Annotated in this window: 16 protein-coding genes, 1 tRNA gene and 1 pseudogene; 5 read left to right on the forward strand and 13 right to left on the reverse strand. The window is 46.6% G+C overall.

The features are described from left to right. Positions 1-53 precede the first annotated feature (53 nt). From QUA90_RS21735 to QUA90_RS21780, 10 genes are all read right to left on the reverse strand, one after another. Positions 54-815, reverse strand: a complete 762-nt coding sequence (locus tag QUA90_RS21735; RefSeq protein WP_333324894.1) for a nucleotidyltransferase domain-containing protein — start codon at positions 813-815, stop codon at positions 54-56. 118 nt (positions 816-933) lie between these two features. Next, a complete protein-coding gene (locus QUA90_RS21740) occupies positions 934-1,875 on the reverse strand; it encodes a DNA polymerase beta superfamily protein (RefSeq protein WP_333389137.1) in 942 nt (313 codons plus the stop codon). A gap of 126 nt (positions 1,876-2,001) precedes the next feature. Further along, the gene (locus QUA90_RS21745; RefSeq protein WP_333447684.1) at positions 2,002-2,406 is read right to left on the reverse strand and encodes a putative toxin-antitoxin system toxin component, PIN family; all 405 of its coding nucleotides are present in this window, start codon (positions 2,404-2,406) and stop codon (positions 2,002-2,004) included. Then, entirely contained in the window at positions 2,403-2,828 is a 426-nt protein-coding gene (locus QUA90_RS21750) for a hypothetical protein (protein ID WP_333447685.1), read from the reverse strand. The genes QUA90_RS21745 and QUA90_RS21750 overlap by 4 nt, the downstream gene beginning before the upstream one ends. Further along, positions 2,822-2,893 (reverse strand) — tRNA-Val (locus QUA90_RS21755). The genes QUA90_RS21750 and QUA90_RS21755 overlap by 7 nt, the downstream gene beginning before the upstream one ends. Before the next feature lie 125 nt (positions 2,894-3,018). Beyond that, a complete protein-coding gene (locus QUA90_RS21760) occupies positions 3,019-3,231 on the reverse strand; it encodes a DUF2839 domain-containing protein (protein WP_333063857.1) in 213 nt (70 codons plus the stop codon). Positions 3,232-3,296: 65 nt separating this feature from the next. After that, the gene (locus QUA90_RS21765; protein WP_333389135.1) at positions 3,297-4,805 is read right to left on the reverse strand and encodes a helicase C-terminal domain-containing protein; all 1,509 of its coding nucleotides are present in this window, start codon (positions 4,803-4,805) and stop codon (positions 3,297-3,299) included. A 22-nt stretch (positions 4,806-4,827) separates the two neighbouring features. Beyond that, complete coding sequence (locus QUA90_RS21770; protein ID WP_333447687.1) at positions 4,828-6,357, reverse strand: pentapeptide repeat-containing protein; 1,530 nt, start codon at positions 6,355-6,357, stop codon at positions 4,828-4,830. Between the two features lie 79 nt (positions 6,358-6,436). Beyond that, positions 6,437-7,999, reverse strand: a complete 1,563-nt coding sequence (locus tag QUA90_RS21775; RefSeq protein ID WP_333081318.1) for a pentapeptide repeat-containing protein — start codon at positions 7,997-7,999, stop codon at positions 6,437-6,439. A 96-nt stretch (positions 8,000-8,095) separates the two neighbouring features. Further along, positions 8,096-9,658 (reverse strand): pentapeptide repeat-containing protein, encoded by a 1,563-nt coding sequence (locus tag QUA90_RS21780; RefSeq protein ID WP_333332466.1) that lies wholly within the window; start codon positions 9,656-9,658, stop codon positions 8,096-8,098. Positions 9,659-9,696: 38 nt separating this feature from the next. Here QUA90_RS21780 and QUA90_RS21785 point away from each other — a divergent pair, with 38 nt between their 5' ends. From QUA90_RS21785 to ccmS, 5 genes and pseudogenes are all read left to right on the forward strand, one after another. Next, positions 9,697-10,536, forward strand: a complete 840-nt coding sequence (locus tag QUA90_RS21785; RefSeq protein WP_333447689.1) for a prephenate/arogenate dehydrogenase — start codon at positions 9,697-9,699, stop codon at positions 10,534-10,536. A 67-nt stretch (positions 10,537-10,603) separates the two neighbouring features. Continuing rightward, entirely contained in the window at positions 10,604-12,439 is a 1,836-nt protein-coding gene (locus QUA90_RS21790) for an APC family permease (protein WP_333447691.1), read from the forward strand. Between the two features lie 168 nt (positions 12,440-12,607). Further along, positions 12,608-12,915, forward strand: a pseudogene (locus QUA90_RS21795) (RtcB family protein). A 102-nt stretch (positions 12,916-13,017) separates the two neighbouring features. Next, positions 13,018-14,814: an ABC transporter ATP-binding protein gene (locus QUA90_RS21800; protein ID WP_333331407.1), complete on the forward strand. Its 1,797-nt coding sequence runs from the start codon at positions 13,018-13,020 to the stop codon at positions 14,812-14,814. Between the two features lie 162 nt (positions 14,815-14,976). Beyond that, positions 14,977-15,408: a beta-carboxysome assembly chaperone CcmS gene (gene ccmS, locus QUA90_RS21805; RefSeq protein WP_333331404.1), complete on the forward strand. Its 432-nt coding sequence runs from the start codon at positions 14,977-14,979 to the stop codon at positions 15,406-15,408. Between the two features lie 78 nt (positions 15,409-15,486). Here the strand turns inward: ccmS and QUA90_RS30505 are convergent, their stop codons facing one another. The 3 genes from QUA90_RS30505 to QUA90_RS21815 form a co-directional block, all read right to left on the reverse strand. Continuing rightward, the gene (locus QUA90_RS30505) at positions 15,487-15,609 is read right to left on the reverse strand and encodes a HEAT repeat domain-containing protein (protein WP_445300132.1); all 123 of its coding nucleotides are present in this window, start codon (positions 15,607-15,609) and stop codon (positions 15,487-15,489) included. After that, positions 15,570-15,704, reverse strand: coding sequence for a HEAT repeat domain-containing protein (locus tag QUA90_RS21810; protein WP_333331401.1), 135 nt, complete (start codon positions 15,702-15,704; stop codon positions 15,570-15,572). The genes QUA90_RS30505 and QUA90_RS21810 overlap by 40 nt, the downstream gene beginning before the upstream one ends. Positions 15,705-15,888: 184 nt before the next feature. Beyond that, positions 15,889-16,991, reverse strand: a 1,103-nt coding sequence (locus tag QUA90_RS21815) for a HEAT repeat domain-containing protein (protein ID WP_333447694.1), incomplete at its 5' end; no start/stop codon positions are given.

Here is a 16,991-nt window from a genome sequence, read left to right on the forward strand (position 1 = left end):
ACTAATATATAGGCTGCTTGCTGCACGAAAAGACTAATTAGAGGTGGAACAGCTTAGTTCACAGATGACATCCTCACCTTTACCAGAAAATCGTTAAGAGCAACCTTTGCATGAGGATTTGACGGCAAATGACTTGTAAAACTTGCATCTTCTAATATATTAATTAGCCGATCGCGCTCTTGCTGATAAAATTCTATATCTGTATCTTCCAGCACTGATTTTTCCTCCCCAGCCAGCTTGCGAGCAATCAAATCAGGAATATACGACAACTGAAACTTCTCGTTAAGTTTTACCAAATTCGCCTCAACTTCCCCCGTTTGCATCAAGTGAATCCCAGCTAGCAACACTCGGTAAACGTATAGCAGCGGCTTAACCCGACGCGGGCGTTCTTTCTCAAACAATTTCCATTGAGTTTGAGCAAAACCGAGATAGTGGTGGCTGTGGTGCTTGGTAATGCAGTTTGAGGCGAGATCCTTTAATTCCTCGTGTTCCTTTGTAGTGTAAACTATTAGCGGCGAATACAGTTGTTCTAGCACGTAGCCGTTGCGCTTCAACAGCAACTCAAAAAATTTCTTGATGTCGTGAGTTACTAAATCGAGTTGCATTCCATCCCGAACTTCAGAAACTTCGATGGTTTCTTCTCCAGCAATCAGCCCAATTACTTTCGGTAGTGGTAAGATGTGTACTCCCCGCAAGTCGAAGTCAGAATCGGCGGAAGGAAACCCGTATAAGTGCGAACCGCTGATAGTAACAAACAGCAGCGGATAAGGTTGAACGGAGATAATTGGGGCGAGATTCGAGATGTATTCTGTCATTTTTTCAACATTTTATCAATGTTAATTTCAATTCCGGTTAAACAATCGCAAATACCTGTAGGGGCGGGTTTTACCAACCATATATGTCTCAAATTAAGCATCTCGTAAACCCGCCCTTTTAGCCGATCGCACCTCTACGAGATTTAATCAAAAACAGGTTCGCTTTCTCGTAATTAGGACGTTCCGGTAAGGAAGTTGCAGCAAAAGCGCGATCGAACTCACCGTGCAAACTCAACCGCCAGCGATTCACCTCATCCCAGGATATTTCTTGGTTGCGGATAGATAAAAGTTGCGATCGATAATCCTGCACCCGAACGGGTACAAACCCCTCCTTGAGGACAGTAATTCCTGACAGCAACAAGCGAATTAAGTGCATCGCGTGCTTCCAACGAATTTCCCCGGTATTGCGGAGGTCTTGCTCCATTTTTTTAAATTGAGATAAAACGTAGCTATTGTAAGTTTGATAAACCAATTGAGAAAGAAAGATTTCCCTAATTTCCAGCAATTCTTGTGCGACAGGAGAAACAGTTTCTACTAAAGGCGTGTACAAACATTCTAGCACATTTGGATTAGCTTTTAGTGCCAAAACTAGAAACTTTTGCAGTTCCCAATAGCATTCCTGATTTTCCTTGTTTTCCAATTGTTCTGGAATGCCGTAAAGCGACCAATGAAGTATTGCAGGCGGCAGGTAAATCCCGCGTCTGTCTGTATCGGATTGCTCGTTATCAAGACCATACGCTCTCGAACCAACAATGCAGCGGTAAATTACAGAATCATAGAGATTGTATTCTGCAAGAAAATCTCCTCCTGACTGCAATCCTTCGCTCTGAAACTGCTTGCGGATACTGAGTTCGTGTCGCCGCAGACTAACTTCTGTTCCGTCTGGGAGTTTGACTAAATATGCGTGGGAATTGTCTGTAGGCGATTGAACGATGACGCCTACTAATCCCGGTTTCCAAGATTGGTCACTGGCGGGGTTTTTGACCTCGATTCGGGTGACAATTTGGGTTCCTGCGGGTAGGATTAAGTTGAAATTTTGAGGAATATTGGCATTTGCCATGAAAAAACCTCCTGCGGGGGCACGAGCTACAATGTTAGTGTAGCATAGGTGTAGTATAAAGTGGTGCTTTGGGCGATCGGGCCCCTGCCGGCAAGCTATGGCAATTTTGGCCTTCTTGAACAGTGTCTAATTCATAATCAATTGTGCAAACATAGAAACAGAAATAGTTAACGTATTTTCTAAACTCTGAACTTCAGTAAAATCGCGATCGCCTGTAATTAAAAAATCAGCATTAGCAGAGAGTGCACAAGCAATAAACTTAGCATCTTTTTGATCTCTAGGAAAATCAATTTCTATAGAGACATCAATGAGTTGGGTGGAACCTTGAATCAAATTCAACCATCTTTCTTTCTGATCATCTGTTAATTTTAGTTTTCGTCTACTTAATACCTCCTGATACTCTCCTAAAATTTCTTCTGACACTATCCATTCATAATCAGGTTGATTGATAACCCAGGTAATAACAGATGCTGGTTTTCTTCCAGCAATCGCCGCAGATACTAAAATATTAGTATCTATAACAACTCTCATTCTCCTCTCCGATAAGCTGCAATTTCTTCGGCAATTTCTTCATCAGTTAAAGGATGCTCCGCGTGTAAAGCCTGGGTTTCTTCACATAAGTTGCTAAAAGTTTCAGCTAAAGCTTGTCTGTGCGGATCGGGCTGATAATTATTCTTAAGTTCTCGGCTGATTTTAATTTTTTCTGCAAGTAAATCTTGTGCAGGTTTTCCTGAAAGAATCGTTACTACTTGCCGAGGTTGATTAAGATGCTGTTTTTCTGACAAAGCTTTTAAAGCATCAGTAATTACCTGATCCGGGGTTGTATATTTCCCTGTCTCTAACTGTTGTTGCAATAACTTTTCTTGTTCTGAGTTCAGAATTATTTGCATCGTAAAGTTACCTCTATTCCTGCGATCGCCTAAATGAGTCACCTTAAAATTTTGAATGGGCAATACTGGATTTGAACCAGTGACCCCTTCCGTGTGAAGGAAGTGCGCTACCACTGTGCTAATTGCCCGCAGATAATTAATATACCATACTAAGTCGAACTTCGCAACTAAATTTTTCCGAAAAATTCAGCCGCTTGTTTCCGAGTTAAACTCGACACAATGCCAAGAATACAGGCATTTGTCGAGTCTGGCATCAGTTAACCTGCCACCAACCCGCCGACGGGCCGACAAACCGCACTACAATCCACCAAGCCACCAAAAGACTAATCCCCATCCAGCTTCCGCGACTTGTCCACTTCACAAAATCTTCGCTTTGGGTTTTCGTGATTGGCAGCCAGGGAACGATGCGTTCTTCTTTACCGTATTCGTCGCCGATCGACTCTTTGCGACGCTTAGCTTCACCCATAATCTTTGTCTACTAAATTAGATTTCAACTGGATACCTAACCAAATTATACGCCAACACGTCATCTCAAGCCTGCGTCAGCCAAGTCGTATCCAAATAATCAATCCTCGCAAAAGGACTCAAAGCCGCTAAAACCTGCTGTCCGTAACTGCGGTGAATCACCCTGCTGTCGAAAATCGCCACCACCCCTTGACGTTCTCGCACCGGCGCGATCGCCCGCTGCAACTCATTCAGCGCCGCCGGCAGCAAATACAACCGAAACCAATCCTTGCGCCGTTCCTTATAATAAGCCACACGCGCCGTCACCAAAGGATTCTCCAAAGAAGGTAGCGGCAAAGTTGCGATCGCCAGCAAATGAGGCGCTCTCAATTCCCCCTGATGTTCCCGCCAAAACTCCCACCCAGTCACCAAAATCGCATTCTCGCCCACATCTGTTTTTTCTACCTGCACCCTAGAACCGAACTCAGAAGCCAAAATCGCCGCCAGCCGAGCCTTCAGCGGTACATCACCAACAATCAGCACCGTTAAACCCGCCACCGACGCGCTCATCAACAGCAAAGTCCGAATTTCTTCAATTAAAACACCCTGAAATTCCGGCGTATTTGGCAGCGGCAGCCAGTTGGGAATGTACAGTTGAATTAATTCGCTTTGTCGATCGGGCGAAAACTTAACGCTCGTCAATTCTGGAAGTCCCAGCATTTCCCGGAAAATCGGAGCCTTCGGTTCCACATCCACCGCCCCACCAATCAACACCACGGGCTGATCGTCCCAAATTTTGCTCAAAACCTCCCCCACCTGCACCGGCGCGCAGTACAGAGAAAATGAGCCAGCCTCCCGATTAATTTCCGCCCACCGCAGTTTTCCGTTTGTTTCCCACCGCTGCCAAAAATTGCTCCAAGCAGCCGGAATTAGGGGGTTTGGCTGGATTTTTTCAAACAGCCCCTGCAAAATATTTTGCTCTGCCGTTTCCAGCAAATAGCACTCCTCTGGTTTCGCCGGATGCTGAAAGAAAGCCCGCGTTAGCAGTACCCGCCCTTGGAGGATGGCATCGGCTTCCAAAGGCTGAGATTGCATTAAATCGTTCCAGTCAGCCGGTTGCAAACCCGCCGTCAATTGCTGGCGCGTCCAAACTTCCAAGTCATCCACACCGTCGATAATTGTCGGAATATTCCTGTGCAGTTCCGAATTCCCCGCCAAGCGAGCCGCCAGCCAAGACTCGGGATCTGCTAGCATCAAGCCTCGTCCAGTGGCACGATCGGAATAAGTCTCGATCGACCCCTCTGTTTGCAGCCACTCTTGCAAACGCGGAATTTCCACTGCTCTCAAATGCTCAATCAGCGGTGTCGGCGCCACTAAAATCACAGGCTCCGGCCACATCAAAATCGGCATCAAATAGCTGACTCGATACCGCTGTCGGTAAGCTCCAGCAGGAAGCCCCGTTTGGATCAGAGCGCTGCGCCCCAAGCGCAAAGCCCGCGCCACGAGCCGCGCCATCGTTAAATGGTGTGGCCAGTGCGGCTCGGAGTTCGATCGCAGGAAGCGGAGCAATGAGTTGTGGACTTCTACCTCAATCAATGGGTTTTAAAATTGACATTTCTCACTCAAGATAATCAAAACTGGCCAGAAAATCAACTAATTTTTGACCGAGAGGCAAACAGAATTTACTCGGCTGATGACTTGCACCTCCCTTCCCAAAATTCCCGTGAGAATTCACCATCAAACTCTCCTGTCCCGAACTAATTAAAATAGTTTGGGTAGGTGAATCAAAAAACTTTGTTGGTTGACTAACCCCTGATATATTAGAGAGCAATTTTATCAATTCATTTAACTTATTTGTAGCTTTAGTCAATGCTTTACGCAACTGCACTATTCGTTTCTCATCTAAATTTTGAGTTTCAATATTTTTACCAATATCCATAATATTTCTCTGAGTTTGTACAGCATCCTTAAAAGGAAGAATCGCTAAAAAAGCTGCTGGCAATAAATGCTCATCGCTCTCAAATCTAAAAGTTAGAGTTGTGCGGCGGTAGCCGACTTCAATATTAGGAGGAAAATTCATGGCCCGGTAATGCCGAGCTATTTCGCTGTAAACTGTTGCTAAAGTGCTGTTTGCTGAGTAGTCTAAAAGTGCATCAACCACAATTTGCACTAACCCAGGCGTGTGATTTAAAAATTTTATCGATTCTGACGGCGAATTAAATTGTTGAATCAGAGTGCGATCGCCTGCGGGGCTGAGGTCAATCCACTGGCAAGTAATATCATCTGAAATGATACCACATCGAGGAACCAAATACAGTTTTGCTCCTGTTAAAGTTGCTCCCCTCAAATCAGCGCCCACCCAATCGGCATTAATCAAATTTGTTTCTGTCAAATCAGCGTGAACGAAATTAGCACTTCCTAAATTAGTATTTCTTAAATCTGCTCCGTTAAGGTTAGCTCCGCTCAATTTAGCACAGCTCAGATCTGCCCCGTTGAGGTTAGCTCCCGTCAAATCAGCCCATTTGAGGTTAGCTCCGCTCAAATTGGCACTGCTGAGATTCACCTGTTGCAAAGAAGCTTGTCTCATATCGGCATTGCTCAAATTGACGCCGCTAAGTTCTGCTTTCGTCAAATCTGCGCCGTGTAAGTTAGCTTCTTGAAAGTTAGCTGAAGCAGCCGAAGCACCCCTGAGATTTGCACCGGACAGGTTAGCACCGGACAGGTTAGCTTCCGTCAGTTTTACCTCTCTTAAATCTGCTTCAGTCAGGTTAGCGCCGCTGAAGTTAGTTTTGCTGAGTTCGCAGCGGACTAATTCGCTTCTAATTAGAGATGCTCTGATTAATTGAGCTGCACTTAAATCGGCTCTCACTAAGTTTGCTACGTTGAGAGTAGCCCCGTTTAAGATTGCCCGCGACAGGTTGGTACTGCTGAGTCTAGCCACATTCAGGTTAGCTTCGCTCAAGTTAGCTTCGCTCAAGTTAGCACCGCTGAGGTTGGTGACAAATAAGCTAGCCCGCCTTAAAATTGATTGGCTGAGGTTGATGCGGCTGAGATTAGCTTCATTCAGGTTGATTCCTGTGAAATCTCTGTCGCCTTCAGTGTATCTTTTGACGATTGCAAATCGTTTGAGCAGTTCTTCAGCTTCCATTTGTTTACCTGAATGAGATGGCAATCGGCTAACTTTTATATGGCATAAATAGAAATAATATCAAATTAATTTATAATACTTACTCACCGAGCTGATAAAAGCTTTTGACAAACTCAATGACCGTATTTAGGGGCGGCGTGGTAAATCTTTGGGCTTTAATTGCAGGACTGATAGAGGTTTTGTTGACTCCCGGTAAATTTGTCAAGTTTCTGCCAAAATCTGGGTGATAGTGAATCATCAAAGTTTCGGCGCTGGAGTTAGCCAGTACAGTTTGGGTAGGCGATTGGAAAAAACTTGACATCGGTTCGCGATCGAGGCGAATCGGCTGAATTTTCATTTCCCCTATTTTTCTCATTGTTTTGGTCAGGGCTACGTTTAATTGCACTACCATATTTGAAACTCTGACGCCCAGGTTATTACCACTTTGGGGTTGAATCATCTTGATCAAAGTAATCAAATTTTTCTGAGTAAATGCTGCATCACTAAAGGGAACAATCGCAACGAAAGCTGTGGGAAATAGTTGCTCGTCCTGCTCTATTTTAAATGATATGATTGTGCGTCTGGAATTAACTTCGATACTGGGAGGATGATTCAAAGCAGGGTATTGACGGGCAATTTGGCGGTAGGTAGCTGCAAGGACAAAGTTAGCATCCGGGTCGAGGGGTCGATCGACAATAATTTGAACTGTCGGCGGTGTAGCATTGAAAAACCTTTGAGATTCTTCTGGGGTAAAGCGCTGAATGTGGCTGCGATCGCCGTTAGGACTGAGGTCAACCCAATCGCAGGTAATGTCATCTGCTTTCACATCAAACCTAGAAACCGCGTAAATTTTTGCCCCCGTCAGGGCCGCCCCCGTCAAATCTGCGCCCACCCAATCAGCGTGAATCAAATTAGCTTGGGTCAAATCCGCGTGTACCAAAGTAGCGTTCAACAGATTGACATTGCTTAAATTTGCTCCGTACAAGTTTGCCCCGCTCAATCTCGCTTCATCGAGGTCAGCGCCGGTCAGGTTCGCCCCGCTGAGGTCAGCCCACCGGAGATTAGCGCCTCGCAAGTCAGCGCCGCTAAGGTTTGCCTGAGACAGATTAGCTTGTCTGAGTTCGGCATTGCAGAGGTTGACTCCTCGCAAGTCTGCTCTGCTGAGGTCGGCTCTGTGCAAGTTGGCCCGTTCCAAGTTGGCCGCTGTTAGAAAAGCGCCTCTCAGGTGAGCCCCGCTGAGGTCGGCTTGCTCTAGATTGGCTTCTCTGAGGGTTGCTTCTCTCAAATCTGCTTCGCTGAGATTTGCACCGGTCAAGTTAGCACTGCTGAGGTTTGCTCGAATCAGTTCGGATCTGATCAGTGTAGCTTCAACGAGTTGGGCTTCGCTGAGGTCGGCTCTAATCAAGTTGGCCACGTTGAGGATAGCGCCGCTGAGGTTGGCTTTGTGGAGATTAGCACCGCTGAGTCTGGCAACATTAAGTTTGGCTTTTCTCATGTTGGCGTTTGACAAATTGGTGCCGCTCATGTTGGTGAGGCTCAAGATTGCCTCACTGAAATTAGCCCCGCTGAGATCGATCCTGCTGAGATTTGCCTCGCAAAGGAGGATGGCAGTAAAATCTCTTTCTCCTGCTGCATATTTGGTGATGAGTTCTTCGGCATCCATGCTTTTCAATTTCCCTGATGTCTTAGCTAGAACAAAGCTTTATTGTCCCAACCTTTAAACTAGAATAAGCATTTTTTGTAACTTGATGCAATATGCCTAGACATCTATATTGTGGAAGCCTTTTATAAAATCCAAAATGCTAGTGATATTAGCTTGAGCCAATTTTGTGCTTTCAGCTAACTTACCCGATGGTGAGTTACTTTGCTCGTATTTTTTAATCAGGCGCTTGCCGAAGCCTGGGTGGTGATACACGCTGAGTCTTTGATCGCGGGAATTAATTAAGCTCATCTGTGTTGGAATTTGAAAGAAATTGATGCTTTCACCGATTTTTGGAAAAGAACTGGAAATTTTGATTTGGTCTACTTTGCTGATAGCTTGGTTGAGAGCTTTGCTGCATAACTGGACGTGTTTAGATTCTTTGACGTTAAGTTTGCCTGCATCGTGGGATTGAATCATTTTCATCAAAGCTATTAGGTTTTTTTGAGTTATGGCAGCGTCGTTAAAAGGAATGATGGCAACGTAAGCGGTGGCAAATAATTTATCGTCGCTGTCCATTTTAAAGGCGAGTACGGTGCGCCTGGAGCTGACTTCGATCGTGGGAGGCTGACTTAAACTCGGGTATTGTTGGGCAATTTGGTAATAAGTTGCAGCTAGTGCAAAATGAGCGCCTTGGTCTAAGGGCGAGTCAATTACAATCCGAACTGTGGGCAAGGTTTCATGAAAAAATTCGTGGGTTCCTCCCGAGTTCAACCAGTAAATTTGGCTGTGGTCGCCGTTGGGGCTAAGATCAACCCACTTGCAGGTCATGCCTTCGGTTTTGATGCCCAGCCGCGAAACTGCGTGAAGTTTTGCTCCGGTTAAGGTGGCTCCGGTTAAGTCGGCTCCAATCCAGTCGGCGCGGATCAGATAGGCATTTGTCAGGTCGGCGTGAACTAAGCTGGCATTCAGCAAGTTGGCGTGGCAGAGGTCGGCTCGGCTGAGGTCGGCACCGCTCAATTTGGCTTCGCTGAGGTCGGCCCAGCGGAGATTGCAGCCGCTGAGAATGGCCCAGCGCAAATTGACGCCGCTGAGGTCGGCGCCGCTGAGTACGGCTTGAGTGAGGTTGGCTTGTCTCAGTTCTGTGCCTCGCAAGTCGGCGCCGCTGAGGTCGGCTCGGCTGAGGTCGGCTCCTTGCAGGTTGGCTTGTTCGAGGTTGGCTTCTGTCAAGCACGCGCCGCTGAGGTGAGCGCCTCGAAGGTTGGCTTGAGCTAGGTTGGCTCCTCGAAGGGTGGCTTCGGTGAGGGTGGCGCCGCTGAGGTTTGCGCCGCTGAGGTTTGCGCCGCTGAGTTCGGCTCGAATCAGCTCGGCTCTGATCAGTTTGGCTCCTATGAGTATGGCTTTTTTGAGGTCAACTCGCACTAGATAAGCGACGTTGAGGTCGGCGTCGGTGAGGTCGGCGCCACCTAGATGGGCGCCACTGAGTCTGGCGATGTTGAGTTTGGCACCTGTGAGGTTGGTTTTGCTGAGGTTTGCTCCGCTTAGGTTTGCTACACTCAGATTCGCACCCTTGAGGTTGGCTCCGCTCAAGTTGACGCCGCTGAGGTTGGCCTCAGTCAGGTTGATTCCGGCAAAGTTTCTTTCTCCGGCGGCATATTTTTTTAGGAGTTCCTCGACTGTCATGGGGGCGGCACCGTATCAAATATCCCCATTTTATTGCTATGAATATCGGTATTGTAGGACTAGGTTTAATTGGCGGCTCGATCGGGCTGGATTTGCGATCGCGCGGGTTTAATGTTTTTGGGGTTTCGAGTCGGCAGCAGACTTGCGATCGGGCGCAAGCTCGCGGTGTTGTCAATGAAGCCAGCATAAACCTGTCTCTGATGGCAGCAGCCGATGTGGTTTTTATTTGCACGCCACTGGGGTTGATCGAGCCGATCGTCCGAGAGTTGGTGCCCTATCTTTCCCCTGATACTATTGTAACCGATGTCGGTTCCGTAAAAACACCCATAGTGCAGGCTGTGTCTTCTCTGTGGCCGAATTTTGTGGGGGGACACCCGATGGCGGGGACTGCTGAAAGCGGGATTGAGGCGGCGATACCGGATTTGTTTGTGGGCCGGCCTTATGTGGTGACGCCGACTGCCCAGACGCCGACGTTTGCGGTGGATAAGGTTGAGGAAATTGCGCGGTTGCTGGGTGCTAAAGTTTACCGATGTGAGCCGATCGAGCACGATCGAGCTGTGGCTTGGATTTCTCATTTGCCGCTAATGGCGAGCGCGACGCTGGTTGCTGCCTGCGATCGAGAGGGCGATCGGGATATTGTTAATTTAGCCCAACATTTGGCGAGTTCGGGTTTTCGGGACACGAGCCGGGTGGGGGGTGGCAATCCCGAACTGGGAGTGATGGTGGCAAAGTACAATCGAGAGGAATTGTTGCGATCGCTCTCTATTTACCGCGACAGTCTTGACGAGTTCATCACTGATATCGAAGCGGAAAATTGGCAAGCTCTCGAACACAAGCTGAAGCTGACTCAACAAGCGAGACAGAATTACAAATTGTGATCCAAAAATTACTTAAAACAGTCCTCGTCTAGATTATGATTTGTGGATGCCTATATATTGAGTTTCAATGTACAGTTATTCTCGACTCAAGCGATTTTTACTAGGTGAATCTCTCCCCACTAGCGCATCTATTCATGAACGGTTGAGCAACGCTACAGGACTAGCGGTTCTGGCTTCCGATGCACTTTCGTCTGTTGCCTACGCTACTCAAGAAACTCTGCTGGTACTGTTACTAGCGGGGAGTAGCAGTTTGAGTTTATCGCTGCCTATTTCGGGAATTATTATTTTACTGTTGGCGATCGTGGCGCTGTCTTACCGACAGACAATTAAAGCGTACCCCAACGGCGGTGGTGCTTACATTGTGGCCCGAGAAAATTTAGGTATTTATCCTGGTTTGATCGCCGCAGCTTCACTGATGATTGATTACATTTTAACTGTAACTGTCAGTATTTCGGCTGGGGTGGCGGCCTTGACTTCAGCAGTTCCCTCGCTGCACCCCTACACAGTTGAACTGTGCTTAGTTTTTATTGTCCTAATCATGTTTGCCAATCTCAGGGGATTGCGGGAATCGGGAAATATATTTATGGTTCCCACCTATGCGTTTCTCGTTGGCATTTTTGTTTTGATTGGCTGCGGTTTATTCCAACAGGCAACAGGTAATGTTATGCCGACATTACAAAATATTCCAGCTAAGGAACCTTTGGGATTATTTCTGCTGGCGCGGGCTTTTGCGGCGGGCTGTACAGCCCTGACTGGAGTTGAAGCCATATCAGACGGCGTGTTGGCTTTTAAGCCTCCTGAATGGAAAAATGCGCGCCTGACTTTGAGCTATATGGGGGGAATTCTGGGAGCAATGTTTTTGGGAATTAGTTACTTGGCTCATATTTATCAGGTGATTCCTACAGAACATGAAACGCTCCTTTCTGTGTTGGGAAAACAGATTTTTGGTGTCGGTATATTTTATTACTATTTGCAGGCAGCTACTCTGTTGATTTTGCTGTTGGCGGCGAATACGAGTTATGCGGATTTTCCGCGACTTTGTTATTTTTTGGCCCGGGACGGGTTTTTGCCGAGGCAATTGTCGCTGTTGGGCGATCGCCTGGTTTATTCTAATGGCATTAATCTGCTAAGCTTCTGCGCTGCTCTTTTAATTATCATCTTTCGAGGCAATACGAGCGCGGTGCTTCCCCTGTATGCGGTTGGAGTTTTCACTTCTTTTACTCTCTCCCAATCGGGAATGGTAATTCACTGGTTTAAGGAACGAGGTAAAGGTTGGCAAGTTAGTGCTGTGATGAACGGTATTGGTGCAGTGGCAACAACGGGAGTTTTGGGTGTAATTCTCGCTACAAAATTCCTTTTGGGAGCTTGGGTTGTCGTAGTAACTATCCCGATCGTAGTCACTCTATTTTTAGCTATTCACCGACACTATCGGTATGTCGCGGCTCGGTTGAGCATTCAGGGAATAGAACCGAGGTCTTATCTTCGCAGACCTAGAGTTAAGACGGTGACACATCCGGCAGTGGTGTTAGTCGGGCAATTGCACCGGGGAACTTTCGAGGCCCTTGATTACGCTCGTTTAATTGCTGATGAAGTTGTGGCAGTTCACGTCGATATTGGTTTGACCGATCGAGAAAAATTACAATTAGCTTGGAAAGATTTGCAGTCAGATATTCCTTTGGAAATTCTGGACTCGCCTTACCGTTCTGTGAGTTCGGCTTTGACGCACTTTTTGACTTTGTTTGAAGAGCAGCGACCGGGAGTTTATTTAACGCTGATAATTCCGGCTTTTGTGACGCGAAATTGGTGGGAGGGACTGCTGCACAATCAAACTGCTTTCTTTTTGAAAGCGACTTTGCGGGCTAAAAAAAGTCGGGTGGTGACGACGGTTAGGTATTATCTTTAAGTGGGGAGGGGCAACCGTTTGCTGCTAGCAGAACTTCTGCGCTGGCAAGTTTTCGGGGATGTCGAAGCTCCCTTAGTATACGATTTGCCTCACAATATTACCTGAGCTGAAGGTGTCGGCTGGGTAACTGGCAAAGGCGCTTGTCCCGCACATTCTGGTCAGCCTGTAATTGTACCGGGTTCGATGGGCGCGCCGTCTTATTTGCTGGTTGGTTCGGGGAACGATCGATTTTTGCGGCCTCTCACGGTGCCGGCAGAGCGCGATCGCGCTTCGATATGAGTCGCAAAGGTGTTGACAAAACTGACTGCGCTTTGGGATTAACTGGCGTAGATTGCATTACCGGGCGCGAAGAACGCAGAATCGAAGAAGCACCGGCCGCTTACAAGCCAATTCAACCAGTAATTGACGTTCAGGTTGAGGCGCAAATAGTTGGTGTAGTCGCTAAAATGAAGCCAGTGTTAACGTTTAAAGCCTAGGAACCGGGCATTTGAGAATTAAAAATTAAACAAGGGTAAGGTGCGCGCCGAGCACCCTACTAATTTTTAATTCTCGGCCCTATTTCCCATTCCCCATGCCCTATGAATGATTCTCAAGCATCACCAAATCCATTAAAACCTGTCCATCCCCTAAAGCGGCTGCTGAAGTACGGCCGCCGTTACCGCCTGAAAGCTTGGCTGGCAAGTATCTGTTCGCTGCTGAATAAATTCTTTGATTTAGCGCCACCAGCATTAATCGGTATTGCCGTTGATGTGGTGGTGAAACAGCAAGATTCTATCCTCGCTGACTGGGGCATAAAAGATGTCTTTTGGCAACTAGCAATTATTACTTTTGTGAGTTTGATTGTTTGGACCTTGGAATCTGTTTTTGAATATGCCTATGATTATTTGTGGCGCAATTTGGCTCAGGATATTGAACACGATTTGCGTCTGGAAGCTTACAGCCATTTGCAGGAATTAGAATTAGCTTATTTTGAAGAACGCAGCACGGGCGGTTTGATTTCTATTCTTAATGATGATATCAATCAACTCGAACGTTTTTTGGACGACGGTGCTAATGAGGTGATTCAGGTAATTACCACTGTTGTTGTGATTGGCGCGGCTTTTTTTGCTGCCTCTCCTGGTGTTGCTGGGCTGTCAATGCTGCCGATACCTTTTATTATTTGGGGTTCGATCGCCTTTCAAAATCGCCTTGCTCCTTTCTATGCTGACGTGCGGGAAAAGGTGAGTTTTCTGAACGGACAACTGTCGAATAATTTGATGGGAATTACTACTATTAAAAGTTTTACTTCCGAAGATTATGAAATTCAGCGCATCGAAGCACAAAGCCAAGCTTACCGCCAAAGCAACCGACGGGCGATCGTACTTTCGGCTGCTTTTATTCCGCTGATTCGGGTTGTGATTTTCTTGGGGTTTATTGCAACGCTATTTCTGGGCGGTTTGGAGGTGGTGGCGGGCCGGTTGTCTGTGGGAACTTACAGCGTTTTGGTGTTTTTGACCCAGCGGTTGCTGTGGCCGCTGACTCGCCTGGGAGATACTCTGGATCAATACCAGCGCGCCATGGCTTCTACTAATCGGGTGATGAATTTGTTGGATACTCCGATCGCAATTCATACGGGTGATATTCGGCGGCCTGTTAGTTCGATTAAGGGTGAGTTGGAATTTAAAAATGTTACTTTTTCTTACAATCAAAGAAAGCCGATTTTGCAGTATTTTTCTCTGACTCTGCCTGCGGGAAAAACTACTGCGATTGTTGGCGCTACTGGTTCGGGAAAAAGTACGCTGGTGAAACTAATCTTGAGGCTGTACGAGGTACAGCACGGCAATATTTATCTCGACGGTATAGAACTAAATAACCTGAATTTAAAAGATTTGCGGAGAGCGATCGGATTGGTGAGTCAAGATGTGTTTTTGTTTCACGGTACGGTGGCAGAAAATATTGCTTACGGCAGTTTTGAGGCAACTAATCGAGAGATAGTAAATGCTGCTAAAATTGCGGAAGCGCACGAGTTTATAGCCCAATTGCCGGACGGTTACAACACTATTGTAGGGGAACGCGGTCAAAAATTGTCGGGGGGGCAGCGGCAGCGAATTGCAATTGCGCGGGCTGTTTTGAAGAATCCGCCGATTTTGATTCTTGACGAAGCTACTTCAGCGGTGGATAACGAGACTGAGGCGGCAATTCAGCGATCGCTCGAACGAATCACCAAAAATCGCACTACAATTGCGATCGCCCACCGTCTTTCTACTGTCCGCAATGCCGATTGCATTTGTGTCATGGAAGAGGGGCTGGTGGTAGAATCGGGGCAGCACGAACAACTGATCGAACAGGACGGAATTTATGCGGCGCTCTGGCGTGTGCAATCTGGTATAAGATAGAAACGCAGCGGTTTTGGGTAATTGGGAATTGCTAATTTGTAATTGGGGATGGGCCATTGGGCATGGGTAACTAATGACAACAGTCAACAGCCAACTGCCAACCGCCAACTGCTAACTGACAACTGACTGCAAAATATTAGTTTCTACAAGCAAGAAGAGAAAATGTTTCTATTTGATAGCCCTGAGTCCAAACCCAACGAAAATAGCTGGAGCCGCAAATTAGATAAATTCGTGAAAGCTAATCAAAATGAATTGGCTGCTTTGGCTTGGGGGCTATTTCTGGAAAGGGGAGAGGAAAGCGAGGAGATTTTGGCAATTGATGTTGCAGAAACTGCGCGTTTTGTGTATTGTAAGAAAGAGGCGGTTGAGGAGTTGAACCGTCAAGTAAAAAGTCATATTCAGGAAGTTGTAGGTGTGTTGAATGCTCACAAACCTGAGACAGAAGTGGCGATTTTGGCGATCGGCGAAGGTCAAATTAAGTTAATTCTTTTTGAACCTAAGCCTGAACCTCCTGTTTGTTTTGAGGAAGCCGCAACAGATGTTGATACATTGTTGGCTAAGCTCGAACAGCAGATGGTTGAATGTATGAAATGATAAGATTACTCGGATCTTGAAATCGCGTCTACACAAACGAAGTCCGAGCAGAGGGGGACTAAGAAATGAAAGGAGTATTTAAGCCTCATTTAGTATCAGTTGTCCGAGGGCTTGGATGACGCTGGAACGGACTTCTGGCGAGGTGTCTTTGAAGGCTTTAACTAATGTGGGCGCGCGACATCTCCTATTTTTCCCAGTGATTCTGCTGCTTTCGCCCTGACAGCGGGGCGGGCATCCTCTAGGGCGGCGCACAAGGTGTCTAGCACCATCTGATAGTATGCGGGATTTTGAATCATGCTGTTAGCCTCGGGTTTGCATAGAGCTTACTGCTGTTTTATTTTACCTCTTGCATCTCTGTCAGGAACAGGCATCTTGCCTGTTCCACAAAGAGTAAATTTTCTTCTGGGGTGGGCGTCTCGCCCGCCCTGAAAGCCTTATTAAAAATGTTGCAATATTTCACCAAACTTTTGGGTTGGCTGGCTATTTCACGTCTTCGGATACGCCTTCAATGAAGGCAACAAGTCCTTTGCCCCAGGGGTTTGATTCGGTGAAGTGTTCGCCAACTTTTACCGCTGCTTTTTTGCCACCGTTGTAAAGCCGTTTGACGTTGATTAGGTTTTGCCACTCGATGGGTTTTTGCTCTTTGATTTCCTTAAATTCTGCATCAATAATATTGCGTGCTTGTTCCTCGTCTTGCACTTCTGTATGCTTTTTTTCTAATGCCTGAATGATTTGCACCACTGCATTGAGTGCAGCTTCAGGGGAGGATTGCTGGGCGGTGAAGGTGATATTTTGGGCTTGATTGCCGTGGTTATCTCCGAAGTTGAAAGGGGCGTGGAAAGTAGAATTGGAGAAGTCTTGGGTGGGTTTATCAGACATTTCTTTTGTTGTTTTGTAGATTTGCTGAGTGGTTTCGTCAATGTTAGCAAGGATCTCGTTTGGTTGGGGTGGTTTGGCTGGGTGCGGTGCTAGGGACAACTGACGTATCGTGTAGTTATAGTATTCGCAGGTGGCTTGGATGGCAAGGATGAGGCCGTGAACTTCTTTGCCGGATTCGGAGGGAATTAAGGTGAGGAGGTGCGGGAGATAGGGGACGACTCCTTCTGTGTGCTGCTTAGTGATTTTGCCTAAGGTATATGCTACATTCCTACGCACATCCGAGTTTGAATCTTCAAGGAGTTTAAGTAATCCGGAAATGGCTGCCTTGTCACCGATTTTGCCTAAGGCATCTGCCACATTCTTACGCACATAACGGTTTGAATGTTCAACAATTTTAAGTAATCCGGAAATTGCTGCCTTGTCACCAATTTCGATTAAAGCATCTATCGCACTCTTACGCACATCCGAGTTTGAATTTTCAACAATTTTAAGTAATCCGGAAATTGCTGCCTTGTCACCAATTTTGCATAAGGTCTCTGCCGCATTCCTACGCACATCAGAGTTTGAATCTTCAACAAATTTAAGTAATGCGGGAATTCCTGCCTTGTCACCAATTTTGCCTAAGGCCTCTGCCGCATTCCTACGCACATCAGAGTTTGAATCTTCAACAAATTTAAGTAATGCGGGAATTCCTGCCTTGTCAC

It is taken from the genome of Microcoleus sp. D3_18_C4, from assembly GCF_036702355.1.
Lineage (GTDB): Bacteria > Cyanobacteriota > Cyanobacteriia > Cyanobacteriales > Microcoleaceae > Microcoleus.